Here is an 18,814-nt window from a genome sequence, read left to right on the forward strand (position 1 = left end):
GTGCGAGATATGCCCTGGTAAAGCACTCTACGATTGTACACCTCCCAACTGTTTTGGGAATATTCTAACGTCCACAGTCCGAATTAATTATTGATAGCACCTCTGAAATGCCAGCCCATCAGTCATTCCGAGCGTTGCCCGATACTTCACGCGGTTTTACCATTTCATTCCCCCCAACCACTGGTTAAGATGTCGATGGGTGCGGAGTTTTCACCCTTTGCAGAACATTTCGGCATCCTGCCGGTCAAAAACTGGACGTCCTTGTTAGGGTTTACCTATGTTCAACCGATTGAAGAAAAGCCTGCTGACTTCGCTGGTTATCTCCCTGTTGGCTGGTGGTGCTACGCCGGTCCTGGCCGATGTGACTGACAATCTGCCGGATATTGGTACGACGGCGGGTGGCACGCTGTCGGTTAATCAGGAGCTGGCAATGGGGGACTTTTACGTTCGCCAGCTGCGTGCCAGTGCGCCAATCATCAACGACCCGTTAATGAATCAGTACATCAATCAGCTCGGACAGCGGCTGGTTGCCCACGCCTGGTCGGTGAAAACACCGTTCCATTTCTACCTGATCCGTAACGATGAAATTAACGCCTTTGCCTTCTTTGGCGGCAATGTCGTGCTGCATTCCGCCCTGTTCCGCTACAGCGATAATGAAAGCCAGCTGGCTTCGGTAATGGCGCACGAAATCTCGCACGTTACCCAGCGACACCTGGCGCGCGCCATGGAAGAACAGCAGCGTAACGCGCCGCTAACCTGGGTGGGTGCACTGGGTTCGATTCTGCTGGCTATGGCCAGCCCGCAGGCGGGGATGGCGGCGCTGAGCGGAACGCTTGCAGGCACCCAGCAGGGAATTATCAGCTTTACTCAGCAAAACGAGCAGGAAGCCGACCGTATTGGTATTCAGGTATTGCAGCGGGCGGGATTCGATCCGGAAGCGATGCCTGCATTTCTGCAAAAGCTGGCCGACGAGTCGCGTTTTTCCTCCAAGCCGCCGGAAATCCTGTTAACTCACCCCCTTCCCGACAGCCGACTGTCCGATGCCCGCAACCGTGCTAATCAGATGAAACCGGTGGTGGTGCAGTCGTCTCAGGATTTCTATATGGCTAAAGTCAGGGCGCTGGGGATGTTTTCTACCGGGCAGAACCAGCTAACCGAAGATTTGCTGGATTCCCTGTCGAAGGGGAACAGCCGCGAACAGGCCGCCGCGCAGTACGGTAAAGCGGTACAAATGCTGGAGGCCAAAAACTATGCCGGTGCGAAAAACATCATTGCCCCGCTGCTGGCGAAACAGCCGGATAACGTCTGGTATCTGGATATTATTACCGATATCGATATCGGTCTGAACCAGCCGCAGCAGGCCATTAATCGTCTGGTGGCCATTAAAGCCAGCAGCAGCAATCCGGTACTTCAGCTCAACCTGGCGAATGCCTATGTGGAAGCGAAACAGCCCGCTAACGCCAGCAAAGTGCTGTATCGCTATACCTGGGCAAATAAGGACGATCCCAACGGTTGGGATTTGCTGGCCCAGGCTTCCGCAGCGCAGGGCCTGTCGGATGAAGAACAGGCCGCACGGGCCGAAGGTCTGGCGCTGGCCGGGCAGCTCGATCAGGCGATCCGCAGCCTGAGCAGCGCCAGTTCTCAAGTGCCACTCGGTAGCCTGAAGCAGGCGCGGTACGATGCGCGCATCGACCAGCTGAGACAGTTGCAGGAACGCTTCCGTCAGTATCAAAAGAGATAATAAAACGGGCCCGAAATGAAGAGGCCGGAGGAAATGAGATGAGTGATGTACAGATTTACCATAACCCGCGCTGTTCCAAGAGCCGCGAAACGCTGGCACTGTTAGAGGGTCGGGGCATCCAGCCGCAGGTGATCCGCTACCTGGACACCCCGCCGGATGCGGCAACGCTGAAAGCGCTGGTTAAGCAGCTGGGTTTTAGCAGCGCACGTCAGCTGATGCGCCATAAAGAAGATGAGTATAAATCCGCAGGGCTGGATAACCCGGCGCTAGGTGAGGATCAGCTGATTGCCGCAATGATCGCTCAGCCGAAGCTGATTGAGCGTCCGATTGTAGTAGCTAACGGCAAGGCCCGGATTGGCAGGCCGCCTGAGCAGGTGCTGGAAATTCTGTAACCGCCAGCACCATTACGTGCATTCAGGTGCTGGAAATTCTTCAATCGCTCGCCTCATTACGTGCATTAATGAGGCGGGCGAGTCAGGCTTCAGCCAAAAAATCAGAGATCCAGCGCTTCTTTGACAAACGGAATGGTCAGCTTGCGCTGCGCGCTGATCGAAGCGCGATCGAGCTGATCAAGGGTCAGAAACAGCGTGCGCATCTCGCGATCCAGCCGCTTCAGCAGGAAGCGGCCAACGTCTTCCGGCAGTTCAAATCCGCGCAGCCGCGCGCGCAACTGTAGCGCCTGGAGCTTATCTTCGTCGGACAAAGGCTGAAGCTTGTAAATTTGCCCCCAGTCAAGGCGTGATGCCAGATCGGGCAGCTTGAGGTTGAGCTGGCGAGGGGGACGATCTCCGGTAATCAGCAGGCGGGTTTTACCGGTTTCAAGAATACGGTTATAGAGGTCAAAAATCGCCATTTCCCACGGCTCATCTCCGGCAATGCATTCGATATTATCAATGCAGATCAGCGCCAGCTGCTCCATCCCGTCGAGCACTTCAGGGACAAACCAGGTGCGTTTATCCAGCGGGACGTAACCGACGGCTTCTCCGGCCGCCGAAAGCTCGGCGCAGGCTGCATGCAGGAGGTGGCTTCGCCCTCCCCCCTCGCGTGACCAGAAATAGAAGTAACTACCGTGTTCCTGATGAAGTGCACTCTGCAGCGCGGCCAGCAGGGACGGATTTTCACCTGGCCAAAAGCTGGCAAAGGTCTCGTCATCGGGCAGATAAAGTGGCAGTGAAAGCTGTGCCGGCGTGTTCAGAATCACCTCAGGGTTTACGCATGCAGAAATCACGAAAAGTCTAACACAACTCCTTCGCGATCATGAAACGTAAAGCCGTTGATGGGATCAACCGCAGTAATAAAACCGACATCTACCTTCAGGCACGGTTGAAAAATAGCATCGGCGATCGGAAAGCGGCTGGCGTTACGCCAAATGCCGGGATGAAGGGGCTCGTTGTGCAGCAGAGTAAGCGGCTGTCAATCGTCATACGAAAAGCGCCCCTTTAACGGCAGCGGATAGCTGGCATCCGTTAAAGGGGCTGCGGAGTCTGTGCGGCAGCGTTACTTAACGTCGGAACGCTCATCCGCCACGTCAATAATCTCTTCTTCTTTACGCATCAGGCTGATGACTTTGAAGATCAGGCTCAGGCCCACGCCAACGATAGTCGCCAGCGCCATGCCTTTCAGCTCGGCGGCACCGATGTGCACTTTTGCGCCGCTGACGCCGATGATCAGAATCACCGAAGTCAGGATCAGGTTCTGCGCTTTGTTGTAGTCGACTTTCGATTCAATCAGCACACGGATACCTGATGCACCGATCACCCCGTACAGCAGCAGCGACACGCCGCCCATCACCGGCACCGGCACGGCCTGAATTGCCGCCGCCAGTTTACCCACGCAGGAGAGCAGGATCGCCAGGATTGCCGCACCGCCGATCACCCAGGTGCTGTAGACGCGGGTGATGGCCATCACGCCGATATTCTCACCGTAGGTGGTGTTCGGCGTTGAGCCGAAGAAGCCGGAGAAGACGGTCGAGATGCCGTTAGCAAACATCGAACGATGCAGGCCAGGATCTTTCAGCAGGTCTTTCTTGACGATATTCGCCGTGACCACCAGATGCCCGACGTGCTCGGCAATGACCACCAGCGCCGCTGGCAGGATGGTGAAGATGGCGTACCACTCGAAGCGCGGAGTGTAGAAAGTTGGCAGCGCAAACCAGTGCGCTTCACGGACCGGCGTCCAGTCAACGATACCCATAAAGAAGGATAACGCGTAGCCCACCAGCACCCCGACCAGAATCGGGATAATGGCCAGAAAACCGCGGAACAGCACGGAGCCGAACACCGTCACGCCCAGCGTCACCATCGAAATAATGATGGTTTTGCTGTCGGGAGAGGTGCCGTCGGCAGGCAGCAGGCCGGCCATATTTGCCGCCACGCCCGCCAGCTCCAGGCCGATAACCGCCACAATCGCGCCCATCGCCGCTGGCGGGAACATCACATCCAGCCAGCCGGTACCGGCTTTCTTAACGATTAGCGCCACCAGGCAGAACAGCACGCCACACATAATAAAGCCGCCCAGCGCCACTTCATATCCCAGCGGCAGCAGCAGCAGTACCGGAGAGATAAAGGCAAAGCTTGAGCCGAGGTAAGCCGGAATTTTGCCTTTACAGATAAACAGGTACAGCAGCGTACCGATTCCGTTAAACAACAGCACCGTGGCCGGGTTGATGTGGAACAGAATCGGAACCAGCACCGTGGCACCGAACATTGCGAACAGGTGCTGGAAGCTGAGTGGAATGGTTTGCAGCAGCGGTGGCCGCTCGTGTACGCCTATTGCGCGACGCGTCATGTTTCACTACCCCTTGATATGTTTGCCATAAAAAAGCCGACTCTGCGGTCGGCTTGATAATTTATTTAGTACCGAAGATCTTATCGCCAGCGTCGCCGAGGCCAGGGATAATGTACCCCTTGTCGTTCAGCCCCTGATCCACCGATGCAGTATAGAGTTCAACATCCGGGTGCGCTTTCTCCAGCGCGGCGATCCCTTCCGGTGCCGCAACCAGAACCAGCACCTTAATGCTGTTACAGCCGGCTTTTTTCAGCAGGTCGATAGTGGCGATTATTGAGCCACCGGTGGCCAGCATCGGGTCAACGACCAGCGCCATGCGTTCTTCAATGTTTGAAACCAGCTTCTGGAAATACGGAACTGGCTCCAGCGTTTCTTCGTCGCGGTACACGCCGACGACGCTGATGCGTGCGCTCGGTACGTGCTCCAGCACGCCTTCCATCATGCCCAGACCGGCACGGAGGATTGGCACAACGGTAATCTTCTTACCTTTGATCTGTTCGATCTGCACAGGACCATTCCAGCCCTCGATGGTCACCGTCTCGGTTTCCAGATCGGCAGTCGCTTCATAGGTCAGCAGGCTTCCCACTTCTGACGCGAGTTCACGAAAACGCTTGGTGCTTACGTCGTTCTCACGCATCAGACCCAGTTTATGTTTGACCAGCGGGTGTTTGACTTCCACGATCTTCATTGTTGTACTCCCGGAGTGTTAAGCAGCAAAAAAAAATCGCGAGATTATAGCGCCATTTATCCGCAGCGCCATATGACTTCGTGCAATAGTTTAGTTAATCTCGGCGATCGGTGTCAGGATTAGCTAAAATTCAGCTATCCGTCATGCGGGATAAGATGGCACTCGCAAACGTTTGCCTGCACTGGTAGAATTACGGCGCTTTATTTTTACCACCACACCACCAACCGCAAACGCGTGGGGATTTCGCAGTGACCGACAAAACCTCTCTCAGCTATAAAGACGCCGGCGTAGATATCGATGCTGGTAATGCTTTAGTCGACCGTATCAAAGGCGTAGTGAAAAAAACCCGCCGCCCTGAAGTGATGGGTGGACTGGGCGGTTTCGGTGCCCTTTGTGCGCTGCCGCAAAAATACCGTGAACCTGTTCTGGTTTCCGGCACTGACGGCGTTGGCACCAAGCTGCGTCTGGCGATGGACCTGAAGCGCCACGATACGATCGGTATCGATCTGGTCGCCATGTGCGTTAACGATCTGGTGGTACAGGGCGCAGAGCCGCTGTTTTTCCTCGACTACTACGCAACCGGTAAACTGGATGTGGATACCGCAGCCAGCGTGATCACCGGCATCGCAGAAGGCTGTTCACAGTCTGGCTGTGCGCTGGTCGGCGGTGAAACCGCTGAAATGCCAGGTATGTATCACGGTGAAGATTACGACGTGGCAGGCTTCTGCGTCGGCGTGGTCGAAAAATCCGAAATTATCGACGGCAGCAAAGTGACCGACGGTGACGTGCTGATCGCGCTGGGTTCCAGCGGCCCGCACTCTAACGGCTACTCGCTGGTGCGTAAAATTCTGGAAGTCAGCAAAACCGACCCGGAAACTACCCAGCTGGAAGGCAAATCCCTTTCCGACCACCTGCTGGCACCAACCCGCATCTACGTGAAAAATATCCTCAGCCTGATCGAACAGGTTGACGTGCACGCTATTGCCCACCTGACCGGCGGCGGCTTCTGGGAAAATATCCCGCGCGTACTGCCGGATAACACCCAGGCCGTGCTTGAAGAGTCAAGCTGGGAATGGCCAGCGGTGTTCGGCTGGATGCAGCAGGCCGGGAACGTCAGCCGTCATGAAATGTACCGCACCTTTAACTGTGGCGTGGGCATGGTGATCGCACTGAGCGCGGCGGAAGCGGATAAAGCCGTTCAGCTGATGAACGATGCGGGTGAAAAAGCCTGGAAAATTGGTACCATTAAAGCGTCTGATTCTGAAGAGCGTGTGGTCATCAATTCATGAAACGTATAGTCGTGCTGGTTTCCGGGAATGGAAGCAATTTACAGGCAATTCTGGATGCCTGTCAGCAGGGGCGGATTAACGGCAGCGTGGCTGCCGTATTCAGCAACAAGGCCGATGCCTATGGCCTGGAGCGCGCGCGCGAAGCGGGCGTTCCGGCCCATGCGCTGGCAGCTTCTCAATTTGCTGACCGCGAAGCGTTCGACCGCCAGCTGATGCTGGAAATCGATGCTTATGCCCCTGACCTGGTGGTACTGGCTGGCTATATGCGCATTCTCAGCCCGGCGTTCGTGCAGCGCTACACCGGACGCATGCTGAATATCCACCCTTCCCTGCTGCCGAAATACCCGGGGCTACACACCCATCGCCAGGCTATCGAGAACGGCGATGATGAGCACGGCACCTCCGTGCATTTTGTGACGGAAGAGCTGGATGGCGGTCCGGTGATTTTACAGGCGAAGGTTCCGGTATTCCGTGAAGACACCGAAACGGATGTGACCGCGCGCGTTCAGCATCAGGAACACGCGATTTATCCGCTGGTGGTTAGCTGGTTCATTGAAGGCCGGCTGGCAATGCGCGAGGATCGCGCCTGGCTGGATGACCAGCTGCTGCCTGCCGAAGGGCACGCGTTCGAATAGTTGCTACAGGGCGGAAAATATTCCGCCCTTATTTTTAGCCGAACCGACCGGTAATGTAGTCCTCGGTCTTACGCTGCCGTGGCGCAGTAAACAGATCGTCGGTCAGTCCAAATTCCACTACGCTCCCCTGATGCATAAACGCGGTATAGTCTGAAACGCGGGCGGCCTGCTGCATATTGTGCGTCACCAGCACCAGCGTAAAGTGCTGCTTCAGGGTGCTCATCAGCTCTTCAATTACCAACGTTGAAATCGGGTCCAGCGCGGACGTTGGCTCATCCAGCAGCAGGATCTCCGGTTCAATCGCAATCGCGCGGGCAATCACCAGCCGCTGCTGCTGACCGCTGGAAAGCGTCAGCGCATTTTGCCACAGATTATCCTTCACCTCGCTCCACAGCGCCGCAGCACGTAGCGCACGCTCTACCGTTTCATCCAGCACCCGTCGATCGCGAATGCCCTGCAGGCGCAGGCCGTAAACCACATTGTCATAGATGGTCTTGGGGAAAGGGTTGGGGCGTTGGAACACCATCCCAACGCGGCGGCGCAGCTGGGAAAGATCGCGATCGGGGCCGAGGATCGACTGCTGATGCAGACGAATATCGCCTTCCACCCGGCAGTTGTCGATCAGATCGTTCATGCGGTTAAAGCAGCGCAGCAGGGTCGATTTGCCGCAGCCTGACGGACCGATCAGCGCGGTAATGCGATTTTTCGGTATCCGCAGACTGATGTTATTCAGTGCCGGTTTCGCCCCGTACCACAAACTCAGATTATCCAGCTCAAGCGCGGTTTCCGCATCTTCAAATATGACAGCCATAACCATCCCGTATTAGTGCATCAGCGCACGGTAGCGCTCGCGCAGACGATGGCGAAGGATCATCGCCACCAGATTTAATCCCAGGATCAGCAATACCAGTAACAGCGCCGTGGCGAACACCAGTGGGCGATCGGCCTCGGCGTTGGGGCTCTGGAATGCCAGATCGTAAATTTGAAAACCAAGGTGCATAAACTTACGGTCAAGGTGCAGATAGGGGAACAGCGAATCAATCGGCAGTTCAGGCACCATTTTGACCACTCCGACCAGCATTAACGGCGCGGTTTCGCCAGCGGCACGCGCCACGGCCAGGATTAGCCCGGTCAGCATCGCCGGAACCGCCAACGGCAGCGTGACATGCCACAGCGTTTCGGCCTGTGTGGCCCCCAGCGCCAGCGAACCCTGCCGCAGCGCGGGCGGAATACGCGACAGCCCTTCCTCGGTGGCGACGATCACCACCGGCAGCGTCAGCAGTGCCAGAGTCAGTGAGGCCCATAATAAGCCGGGCGTACCAAAGGTCGGGTTCGGCAGCGTACCGGCGAAGAATAACCGATCGATGCTGCCCCCCATCAGCCAGACAAAGAAGCCCAGACCAAACACGCCGTAAACGATTGACGGCACGCCAGCCAGATTAACCACCGCGATACGTACCAGGCGGGTGAGCATATTGCGACCGGCATACTCATGCAGCCAGATTGCCGCGATCACCCCCAGCGGCATGACCACCACGGACATCAGCAGCACCATCAGTATGGTGCCAAAGATCGCCGGAAATACCCCGCCGTCTCGCTGCCCGTCACCGCTGCTGTCGCTGACAAAATGCCACAGCTGGTCGCCGAAGTGCTGCCATTTCTGCCAGGTACTCATTGTATTCGGCTGCCAGGCCGAAATAATCTGCCCAAGCGGGATACGCTGGGTAACACCGGCAGCATCGCGCAGTAGCAATACCGTGTTGTTGCTTTCAACATGCAGGGCAGAAAGGCGCGATGCGAAGCGCGCAAACTGCCGCTGTAGCTCCGCTCGGTCTGCCTCATACACCGACTGTGCCTGGGCATCAAAATTCCTGCGGGCGACCTGCTTACTGCGCTGCTTTTCCAACGCTTCCAGCTGGGTATTCACTCGTGCCATCGATACCCGGCGGAGTTTTTCCGCTTCGGCAATATGCTGGCGAGCCTGAACCAGGCGCTGTTGCAGCGTCTGGTTGAGATCGCGTGCCATCAGCGTCTGTCCGCCCTCCTGCAGTCCATCAAACCAGCCGTAGGCATTTCCACCGCTGAGGCGCTGTAACACAATTACCGGGCCTGGAGTGGTGCGGTTGACGATCTCCGCTGACAGAATGGTACGGAAATCCGGTGCGGCGAAGTCGCGATTGCCGGTTTTAATCAGATAGCGGGTGACACTCTCCGGAAGATCCGGTGGCAGCGGCTGGCCGCTGGCTTCAAGCTGCTGCCGTGAGACCTGCTGCTGCCCGGCGACTTCACCCAGCAGCTGCTGCTGTCCTGACGGCGTATTGATGGTAAACAGCTCCACCGGCTGCGGCCAGAAATAGCGCAGTCCCTGCCAGCCCAGCAGGGCTATCAGCAGCATAAAGACCAGCAGGCTGACGGCGACGGCACCGCCGGTCAGCCAGCGCCAGCGATGGTTGTTACGTTCAGCATTCATCATCCCTGTACCTCCTGCTGACTGTAACGCTGCCGGAGCCTTTGTCTGACTATTTCTGCAATCGTATTCACGACCAGCGTAAACACCAGCAGCACCAGCGCAGAAAGGAACAGTATCCGGTAATGCGCACTGCCCGCCGCCGCCTCGGGCATTTCAACGGCCACATTTGCCGCCAGCGATCGCAGCCCCTGCAGCAGGCCGCCGTCGGTCACCGGCGTATTGCCGGTAGCCATGAGTACAATCATCGTTTCACCCAGCGCCCGGCCAAAGCCGATCATCAGCGCGGCAAAAATACCCGATGATGCCCCGGGTAGCACTACCCGGGTCAGGGTTTGCCACTGTGTTGCGCCCAGCGCCAGCGATCCCTGCCCCTGCGAGGCCGGAACGCTAAAGATTGCATCTTCCGCCAGCGTAAAGATCAGCGGCACCAGCGCAAAGCCCATCGCCACGCCGGCTACCAGCAGATTACGTTGTTGATAGCCCGAACTGAGGCGATCGGCCCACACCTGTCCCCAGATAGCCTGCTCCACCATGGGTACAATCCACAGGCAAAAAAGGCCGGTCAGCAGTAACAGCGGCAGCAGAACCACCACTTCGCGCCCTTCGGTCAGCCAGCGCCTGCGCCAGCGCGGCGGCAGTTTCTGCCGCCCCCAACTGCACAGCAGCAGCACAGCAGCCAGCATCAGCGGCAGTAGCATCACTCCCGACAGTTTGTCCCCCAGCCTTGGAGCCAGCCACAGTCCGGCAATCAGTCCAATCACCACGCTGGGCAGCGCCCCCATCATTTCGATGGCCGGTTTCACCCAACGACGCAGCCGGGGTGACATAAACCACGCCGTGTACATTGCCGCCGCCAGCGCCAGCGGGGTGGCAAACAGCATCGCCAGCGCCGCCGCTTTCAGCGTTCCTACCACCATCGGCACCAGGCTATATTTTCCCTGGTAATAGTCATTTGCCGAAGTCGACTGCCAGACATAGTCCGGTTCAGGATAGTTTTCATACCAGACCTTTTGCCACAGGCTGCGCCAGCTGATATCCGGCCACGGGTTCTGCATACGATAGTGCTGCCAGTTGCCTTCTCGCTCCACCAGCAGTCCGTCACCTTCCGGTGAAAACTGCGCGCGCTGAATTCCTGCCGACAGCTGCCGGGTCAGGATAGCGCCCTGCTGTTTACTGGCGTACAGCTTCAGCTCGCCCTGTGGGCTGAGGGTAGCGAAGACGCGGCGATGAGCTTCGCCGAACAGCAGCGGCTGCCAGCGGGCACCGTCGAAGTCACGAATCTGCCGCAGATGTGGGCCATCGGCACTGGCGATGTCAAACCACTGCGAAATCCCCCGATCGTCCGCGACCAGCAGAGAACTCCCGCCGCTGAGCAAAGCCAGCGATTTTGCCGGTCTCGGCAGCGTCACCGCATCACGCAGCGTGGGAGCCCCCTCACCCAGCGTCCAGACGCGCAGCTGCGAGCCGGAAAGGGTAAACAGCAGTCCGCCGTCGGGTGAGAGCAGCAGCTGATTCACATTGCTGATGGTTAAATTTGTGTTTTGTGCGGGCTGCTGCGGCTGGAGTTGCCACAGGGTAATACGATCGGTCCCGGCCAGCGCAACAACCCAGCGATTCTCTGCACTCTGCGCCACGCTGATTTGCCCTGCCCCGGCATCACCGGAGGCAACAGGAATATCACCCAGCGGGAAGGCCCACTGTGGTTTCTGCGGCAGGCTGAAGTCGGGGCGCACCAGCAGCATATTGCCGCCGTTATCCAGCAGCAGCGTCGTCAGGTTATCCGCGCTGGAAGCGGCGCGAACCGGCCCCGCCAGCAGCGTCTGTGGCTGAAGTTGCAGCGTCGGCTCAGACTGTAGCTGAGGGCGCTGATCCGACGTTGGCTGCGGCAGAGCCGCATTTTGCGCCTCCAGAGAAATAAACTGGCCGCGACCGTCTTGATCAATACGCCAGCCCCAGCGCTGAACCTTATCCGTCCCCAGCGCTACCGACTGACTGTGAGAATCCAGTTTTATCTCGCCGACATTCTGAAAGCCTGGCGCGGAAAATAACGGTATAACCACCCAAATAAGCCAGAAAAACAGCAATAGCATCACTAAAAGGATGGCTACCCCGCACGCGGTCACCACGCGCCGGGTCAAACGATCGGCAAATCGTCGGCTGCGGGCGTTATCGTGTACGGGAATCGGGTTATCGATCATGCCTGGTCTGTTTTCCATTTTGCTGTAAAGCCGCTATGTTGCCCGTATGCGGTTAATAAGACAATTAGACAGTGCGATACAATGACATATGCCTGCCGCAGTAAGGGTTCCTCACCGTCTTTGTCACAAAACTGTCATACATCTGCCGTTGGACATTATTGCCATACTCTCGCCATAATGTTGCAGAACAATGGATATCTTCATCCTGAATCAGCCGAACGGAGTAAAAATGGGTCAGGAAAAGCTTTACATAGAAAAAGAATTAAGCTGGCTGTCCTTTAATGAACGTGTGCTACAGGAAGCTGCTGATAAAACTAACCCGCTGATTGAGCGCATGCGTTTTCTGGGTATCTATTCCAATAACCTGGAAGAATTCTATAAAGTCCGCTTTGCCGATTTAAAACGTCGCATTCTAATCGGTGAGGAACAGGGGTCTCCCAGCACGCCACGACATTTGCTGAAAAAAATTCAGGCACGCGTTCTGAAGGCCGACCAGGAATTCGATAGTCTCTACAACGACCTGCTGCTGGAGATGGCGCGTAATCAGATCTTCCTGATTAACGAACGCCAGCTTTCCCCTAATCAGCAAACCTGGCTGCGACACTACTTCAAACACCATCTGCGCCAGCACATCACCCCGATCCTGATCAATGAAGACACCGATCTGATTGAGTTCCTCAAGGATGATTACACCTACCTGGCGGTGGAAATCATTCGCGGCGAAGAGATCCGCTACGCCCTGCTGGAGATTCCGTCCGATAAAGTACCGCGCTTCGTCAATCTGCCGCCGGAAACGCCTCGCCGCCGTAAGCCAATGATTCTACTTGATAACATCCTGCGCTATTGCCTGGGTGATATCTTCCGTGGCTTCTTCGATTACGATGCGCTGAACGCTTACTCGATGAAGATGACCCGTGATGCGGAATATGACCTGGTCAACGAGATGGAGTCCAGCCTGCTGGAGCTGATGTCTTCCAGCCTGAAGCAGCGCCTGACCGCAGAACCGGTGCGCTTTGTTTACCAGCGCGACATGCCCGATGCGATGGTCGAACTGCTGCGTAAAAAGCTGAACATCTCCAACTATGATTCGATCGTTCCCGGCGGCCGCTATCATAACTTCAAGGACTTTATCGGCTTCCCTAACGTCGGCAAAGCAAACCTGGTCAATAAACCGCTGCCGCAGCTGCGCCATATCTGGTTTGACCGCTTCCGCAACGGCTTTGATGCCATTCGCAATCGCGATGTACTGCTCTACTATCCGTACCACACCTTTGAGCACGTACTGGAGCTGCTGCGCCAGGCCTCGTTTGACCCGTCGGTTTTAGCCATCAAGATCAACATCTACCGGGTAGCCAAGCACTCACGCATTATGGATGCGATGATCCATGCGGCTTACAACGGTAAGAAAGTTACGGTGGTGGTCGAATTGCAGGCCCGCTTCGATGAAGAGGCCAACATCCACTGGGCCAAGCGCCTGACCGAAGCCGGCGTACACGTTATCTTCTCCGCGCCGGGTCTGAAGATCCACGCCAAGCTGTTCCTGATTTCCCGCCGGGAAAACGGTGAAATCGTTCGCTACGCCCATATCGGTACCGGTAACTTTAACGAAAAAACCGCCCGTATTTATACCGACTACTCGCTGCTGACCGCTGATGCACGCATCACCAATGAGGTGCGACGGGTCTTTAACTTTATTGAAAACCCATATCGCCCGGTCAGTTTTGAACATCTGATGGTGTCGCCGCAGAACTCGCGCAAAATGCTCTATCAGCTGATTGATGCGGAAATCGCCAACGCGCAGAACGGTATTCAGGCGGGTATCACCCTGAAGATTAACAACCTGGTGGATAAAGGCCTGGTCGATCGCCTGTATACGGCGTCTAGCGTTGGGGTGAAGGTAAATCTGCTGGTGCGCGGAATGTGCTCGCTAATCCCGGATCTGGAAGGTATCAGCGAAAATATTCGCGTGATCAGTATCGTTGACCGTTATCTGGAACACGATCGCGTCTATATTTTTGATAACGGCGGCGATAAAAAGGTCTTCCTCTCCTCCGCTGACTGGATGACGCGAAATATTGACTACCGTATTGAAGTGGCCGTCTCCATTCTTGATCCTATTCTGAAACAGCGTGTGCTGGATATTATTGCCATTCTGTTAAGTGATACGTTGAAGGCCCGTTATGTCGATAAAGAACTGAGCAATCGCTATGTGCCACGCGGCAACCGCCGCAAGGTTCGCGCGCAGCTGGCTATTTACGATTATATTAAATCTCTTGAGCAACCTGACTGACACACAACTATGCCAATATCCCATAAAAGTACGCCTAAACCGCAGGAACTTGCCGCTATCGACCTCGGTTCTAACAGTTTTCACATGGTGATTGCCCGCGTAGTGGACGGTGCCATGCAGGTTCTGGGTCGCCTGAAACAGCGGGTCCATTTGGCCGATGGCCTGGACAGTAATAATGTACTGAGTGAAGAAGCGATCCAGCGCGGCCTGAGCTGCCTGGCGCTGTTTGCAGAACGTTTGCAGGGGTTCAGCCCAAGCAACGTAACCATTGTTGGAACGCATACTCTCCGTCAGGCGGTGAATGCCGAGGATTTTCTGCAGCGTGCTGCGGAAGTGATCCCCTACCCGATTGAAGTGATTTCGGGCCATGAAGAAGCGCGCCTGATCTTTATGGGCGTGGAGCACACCCAGCCGGAAAAAGGCCGCAAGCTGGTGATCGACATCGGCGGCGGATCGACCGAGATGGTGATCGGCGAAGACTTTGAGCCAAAGCTGGTTGAGAGCCGCCGCATGGGCTGCGTCAGCTTTGCGAATCTCTACTTCCCCGGTGGCACCATCAGTAAAGAAGCCTTCCGCCGCGCACGGCTGGCGGCGGCGCAGAAGCTGGAAACCCTGGCCTGGCAGTATCGCCTGATGGGCTGGCAGTATGCACTGGGCGCTTCAGGCACCATCAAAGCCGCCTGCGAAGTGCTGGTCGCGATGGGCGAGAAAGACAAGCTGATCACTCCTGAGCGGCTGGAAAAGCTGTATGACGAGGTCATCAAGCACAAATCATTCGATGCCCTTAGCCTGCCGGGGCTGTCAGAGGAGCGTAAAGGGGTCTTTGTTCCCGGCCTGGCGATCCTCTGCGGCGTATTTGATGCGCTGGCGATCCGCGAGCTGCGGCTTTCTGACGGTGCGCTGCGTGAAGGCGTACTGTATGAGATGGAAGGCCGCTTCCGCCATCAGGATATTCGCAGCCGCACGGCGCAGAGTCTGGCCAACCACTACGCTATCGACAGCGATCAGGCCCGCCGGGTGCTGGAAACCACGGAACAGCTGTTCGAGCAGTGGCGCGAGCAGAATCCCAAACTGGAAAATCCACAGCTGGCTGCGCTACTGAAGTGGGCTGCAATGCTGCATGAAGTGGGACTGACCATTAACCACAGCGGCATGCATCGCCATTCAGCGTACATATTGCAAAATACCAATATGCCCGGGTTTAACCAGGATCAACAATCGCTGCTGGCAACGCTGGTACGCTTCCACCGCAAAGCGGTTAAAGTGGACGAAATGCCACGACTGACGCTGTTCAAACGCAAGCAGTTCCTGCCGCTGGTATTCCTGCTGCGCCTGGGAACGCTGCTGAACAATCAGCGCCAGGCCACCACCCGTCCCAGCGACTTGCAATTGCAGACCGACGACGGTCACTGGACGCTGACGTTCCCGCGCGATTATTTCAGCCAGAACAACCTGGTTCAGCTGGATCTGGAGCGCGAGCAAAGTTACTGGAACGACGTAACCGGCTGGCAGCTGACGATACAGGAAGAGCAATAACGTAGTTGGTTAATGCTCATGTGGGGTTCAGGCTGGCCTGAACCCCTTTTTTACGGATTCAAGAAGCAACATGATGATAAGACCCGATAGTTTCTTTACGGAAAAGTACCAGCTCACCGCCCCCCATTCAGAAATCGTCGCCGCACTTCCCTATCTTGCAGGCGGAACCGCGCTGGATGTTGGCTGCGGTAACGGCCGCAACAGCCTTTATCTGAACAATCATGGCTTTGACGTCACGGCGTGGGATAAAAACCCCGTCAGTCTGGCGCGGCTGAATGAGATTATCGCCGCTGAAAATCTGACCGGTATTCACACCGCAGAGCACGACCTCAACGCCCTGCGCTTTAACGGTTCCTATAACATGGTACTGTCGACGGTGGTGATGATGTTTCTACAGCCGGAAACCATTCCGCAGCTGATTGCCGATATGCAGGCGAGCACGGCCAGAGAGGGTTTTAATCTGATCGTCGCCGCTATGGATACCCCTGATTATCCCTGCACCCTCGGTTTTCCGTTCGCCTTTAAATCGGGTGAGCTGAGCAATTACTACCGTAAATGGCACATCATCAAGTACAACGAAAACGTGGGTCAGCTGCACAAAACCGACGAAAACGGTCAGCGTATTTCGCTGCGTTTTGCCACCATCCTGGCGCAGAAAGCAAGCGTAAAAGACTGATTACCGCACTTCTTCAGGAGCCGCGACCAGATTGGCCAGCGGCTCCGGTATGCCGATAACAAACCCCTGTAAATAATCCACACCCAGCTTACGCAGCGCCATGGCGACTTCTTGCGTCTCAACATATTCGGCGACGATCTGCATACGCTTCAGGCGTGCTACCACACAAATTGACTCAATAATCTGATAATCCAGGCTGCTTTGCAGCATATTGCGTACAAAGCTGCCGTCAATTTTCAGCATATCCACCTGCACCTGCTTCAGGCGTGAGTAGCTGGCATAGCCCGTACCAAAATCATCGATCGCCACCCGGCATCCCAGCTGGCGGAGTTGAGAGATCGTACGATTTCCCCAGCTGTAATCACTCAGCATCGGCGACTCGGCAACTTCAATGATCAGCTGCCAGGGTTCAATATTGCTTGCCTTCAGGCGGGCCGCGATTTCTGCCGCCAGCTGAGGCCGACACAGCGTTGCGGCAAACAGATTTACCGCAAAACGAATCCCCGGGAGCTGTTCACGATGGCGATCGATAAATGCCAGCACCTGATCCAACACCAGCTGATCGACCTCCCACGTCAGGCCAAACTCCTGCACAACCGGGATAAACTGGGCGGGTTTGATGTGTTCCCCCTGCGAATTCACCATCCGCAGCAGGATTTCATGATAATCATCGCCGCGCATGCCGTGGATCTTCTGCGTCATCAGATAGAAGCCACCGTTCTGCATCGCCAGCTGAATATCTTGCAGCATCGCCAGCTTTTCAGTCAGCTGGCGCTGTACCGGTACCTTATCCTTTTGCTGCAGGTTTTCCGCGTGGCCGCTGTGCAGGGCAATCTCCGCCATTGCACTCATTTCTCCGAGCAGCTCATAGAGATAATTCACCGGCGGCATCACGCTACAGTAGCTGATACCTACGTCAGGATGGATCGGCAGACCATCCCAGCTAAGATGATAATCTTTCAGTCGCGCTTCCAGGCTTTCGATACGCGCCAGATTAGCGGAATGCTCCAGGCGCAGCGCAAGGTCAAATCCGGGAAGCTGATAGACGTTTTCCGATGGCAGCAGCCAGGGTTTAAGATGCGCGGCGAGGCTGCGCTTATATTGAATACGCAACTGTAAACCATAGGTGCGACTCAGGCGGTCAAGGTCGGGTATCCGCAGAAAACAGAGCACGGCCCCGGTATTACTGGTCAATGCCTGGCTCAACGCACGCACATTGGGCAGCCCGATAACGGGATCGGTTATCGCCATGCGCCGCGCTTTATCCAGCAGCCGCCGCTGTCGGGTACTGATAGCGGACATCAGCAAAATTGTCAGTGTGAAAACCAGCAAATTCGCCGATATAACCGCCAGATGATATCCCTCAGTTGTCGGGCTGAGGTAGCGGTCACGCAGCTGATAGAGCACGATAAGCAGAATACCCCAGCTCAACGAAGTAAACAGATAGCCAAAACGCGTCGCGGCCCAGAGCATCAACGGCAGCAGCAGAGGAATACCGTAGTCGGTCGTTAACAGGTTTTCCTGCGTAGTGTGAAACTGAGTGAGCATCAGCAGCAGAAACAGCACCAGACTCAGCCACAGCATCCACTCCCTGAACGTTACGCCGGACGCAAACTGATTACGGCAGCGCCGCCGCAGCGTGTAAAAGAAACGGGGATTACGGACTATCCGCAGCGCAAAATAAAACAGCTGCGCGCTCGCCAGCAGGGCCAGCATGGCGGACTGATAGTTAAGCAGGGTATGTATCGAGAACGGATCGCTGGAGAAAATCGAGTTACTCAGAGGCAGAATATTCATCGGCGTCACAATTTGCATCAGCACGATAAACAGCGTTGGCATAGCAAAGGCCAGCCAGAACAGCCTGACGGCTACGGTACGCAGCTCACCGATACCCGCCCGCCAGCGGCGATTCGACTGCAGGCTGTATCCTCCCCAGCACATCGACAGCGTGATCAGAAAAACTGAAATGATGGTGACCGCCTGAATGGGCGTATAGCGATGGAAATAATGCCAGCAGAGTGCAATCGCGATGCCTGGCAGCGCAGCCCAGTTAAACACCATCAGTAGCGCAATCATCAACGCCAGAGGAAGATAGATTAGGTAAACATAACCTTCCGGAAGCCATAGCCGCACTGAAAGAGCGGATGCCAGCGGCAGCGTAACCAGCGACAACAGCAAAGGCAGGCCCCAAAATCGGGCAGAAAACTTTTTCAGAAAAACGGATTTCTTCATTTTTGTAATGTGCTTTTTAACGTGCTGCGCAGGTTTTAAAAGTTTCGATAACAATAAGACAGGATGATAATAAGTAATAATGTCCTGATGCTATTATATGTTGAAAACATGACCACAGGTTGATTACTGTCAATCTTACTATAATTCCCCTCGACCGTAGTTGATTCTGCCGTTGAGCTCATTTTTCAATATACAAAAATCTTGCCAACTGATTGAAACACAGCGCCCGCAGCCATTGACCTGACAGCCCTGCTGTGTCTAAATTAATCATC

The 18,814-nt window shown here is 55.8% G+C and carries 14 protein-coding genes; 7 read left to right on the plus strand and 7 right to left on the minus strand.

The window, feature by feature from the left end:
* The first annotated feature begins 277 nt into the window (after positions 1–277).
* Together IBT46_RS10130 and arsC are read left to right on the plus strand one after the other, a co-directional pair.
* Positions 278–1,741 carry a M48 family metallopeptidase gene (locus IBT46_RS10130; RefSeq protein WP_105593255.1) on the plus strand — a complete coding sequence of 488 codons (1,464 nt, stop codon included), beginning with the start codon at positions 278–280 and terminating at the stop codon, positions 1,739–1,741.
* Positions 1,742–1,779: 38 nt separating this feature from the next.
* On the plus strand, positions 1,780–2,133 hold the full coding sequence (gene arsC, locus IBT46_RS10135; RefSeq protein WP_200545577.1) for an arsenate reductase (glutaredoxin): 354 nt from the start codon (positions 1,780–1,782) through the stop codon (positions 2,131–2,133).
* A gap of 101 nt (positions 2,134–2,234) precedes the next feature.
* On the opposite strand, the gene hda is transcribed toward arsC, so the two are convergent.
* The 3 genes from hda to upp form a co-directional block, all read right to left on the minus strand.
* Complete coding sequence (gene hda, locus IBT46_RS10140; RefSeq protein ID WP_123335939.1) at positions 2,235–2,942, minus strand: DnaA inactivator Hda; 708 nt, start codon at positions 2,940–2,942, stop codon at positions 2,235–2,237.
* Between the two features lie 296 nt (positions 2,943–3,238).
* A complete protein-coding gene (gene uraA / locus IBT46_RS10145; RefSeq protein ID WP_200545578.1) occupies positions 3,239–4,528 on the minus strand; it encodes a uracil permease in 1,290 nt (429 codons plus the stop codon).
* A gap of 61 nt (positions 4,529–4,589) precedes the next feature.
* Complete coding sequence (gene upp / locus IBT46_RS10150; RefSeq protein WP_200545579.1) at positions 4,590–5,216, minus strand: uracil phosphoribosyltransferase; 627 nt, start codon at positions 5,214–5,216, stop codon at positions 4,590–4,592.
* A 248-nt stretch (positions 5,217–5,464) separates the two neighbouring features.
* Between upp and purM the strand changes: the two genes are divergently transcribed.
* Together purM and purN are read left to right on the plus strand one after the other, a co-directional pair.
* Positions 5,465–6,505: a phosphoribosylformylglycinamidine cyclo-ligase gene (purM, locus tag IBT46_RS10155; protein WP_200545580.1), complete on the plus strand. Its 1,041-nt coding sequence runs from the start codon at positions 5,465–5,467 to the stop codon at positions 6,503–6,505.
* Positions 6,502–7,140, plus strand: coding sequence for a phosphoribosylglycinamide formyltransferase (purN, locus tag IBT46_RS10160; protein ID WP_200545581.1), 639 nt, complete (start codon positions 6,502–6,504; stop codon positions 7,138–7,140). The genes purM and purN overlap by 4 nt, the downstream gene beginning before the upstream one ends.
* Positions 7,141–7,174: 34 nt before the next feature.
* Here the strand turns inward: purN and pstB are convergent, their stop codons facing one another.
* Genes pstB through IBT46_RS10175 form a run of 3 tightly spaced genes read right to left on the minus strand, consistent with a single transcriptional unit; the run spans position 7,175 to position 11,826 of the window.
* Positions 7,175–7,951, minus strand: a complete 777-nt coding sequence (gene pstB / locus IBT46_RS10165; protein WP_105593248.1) for a phosphate ABC transporter ATP-binding protein PstB — start codon at positions 7,949–7,951, stop codon at positions 7,175–7,177.
* 12 nt (positions 7,952–7,963) lie between these two features.
* Complete coding sequence (pstA, locus tag IBT46_RS10170) at positions 7,964–9,610, minus strand: phosphate ABC transporter permease PstA (protein WP_200545680.1); 1,647 nt, start codon at positions 9,608–9,610, stop codon at positions 7,964–7,966.
* A complete protein-coding gene (locus IBT46_RS10175) occupies positions 9,610–11,826 on the minus strand; it encodes an ABC transporter permease subunit (RefSeq protein ID WP_234480065.1) in 2,217 nt (738 codons plus the stop codon). Before IBT46_RS10175 ends, pstA begins: the two co-directional genes overlap by 1 nt.
* A 211-nt stretch (positions 11,827–12,037) precedes the next feature.
* Here IBT46_RS10175 and ppk1 point away from each other — a divergent pair, with 211 nt between their 5' ends.
* The 3 genes from ppk1 to tehB all read left to right on the plus strand — a co-directional run bounded on the left by ppk1 (position 12,038) and on the right by tehB (position 16,310).
* Positions 12,038–14,098, plus strand: coding sequence for a polyphosphate kinase 1 (gene ppk1, locus IBT46_RS10180; RefSeq protein ID WP_200545582.1), 2,061 nt, complete (start codon positions 12,038–12,040; stop codon positions 14,096–14,098).
* 9 nt (positions 14,099–14,107) lie between these two features.
* Positions 14,108–15,634 (plus strand): exopolyphosphatase, encoded by a 1,527-nt coding sequence (gene ppx, locus IBT46_RS10185; protein ID WP_105593246.1) that lies wholly within the window; start codon positions 14,108–14,110, stop codon positions 15,632–15,634.
* A gap of 70 nt (positions 15,635–15,704) precedes the next feature.
* Complete coding sequence (gene tehB, locus IBT46_RS10190) at positions 15,705–16,310, plus strand: tellurite resistance methyltransferase TehB (RefSeq protein WP_200545583.1); 606 nt, start codon at positions 15,705–15,707, stop codon at positions 16,308–16,310.
* On the opposite strand, the gene IBT46_RS10195 is transcribed toward tehB, so the two are convergent.
* Positions 16,311–18,542 (minus strand): EAL domain-containing protein, encoded by a 2,232-nt coding sequence (locus IBT46_RS10195; protein WP_200545584.1) that lies wholly within the window; start codon positions 18,540–18,542, stop codon positions 16,311–16,313.
* Positions 18,543–18,814 lie beyond the last annotated feature (272 nt).

The organism is Erwinia sp. S38 (assembly GCF_016624545.1).
In the GTDB taxonomy this organism is placed as follows: Bacteria; Pseudomonadota; Gammaproteobacteria; order Enterobacterales; family Enterobacteriaceae; genus Erwinia; species Erwinia coffeiphila.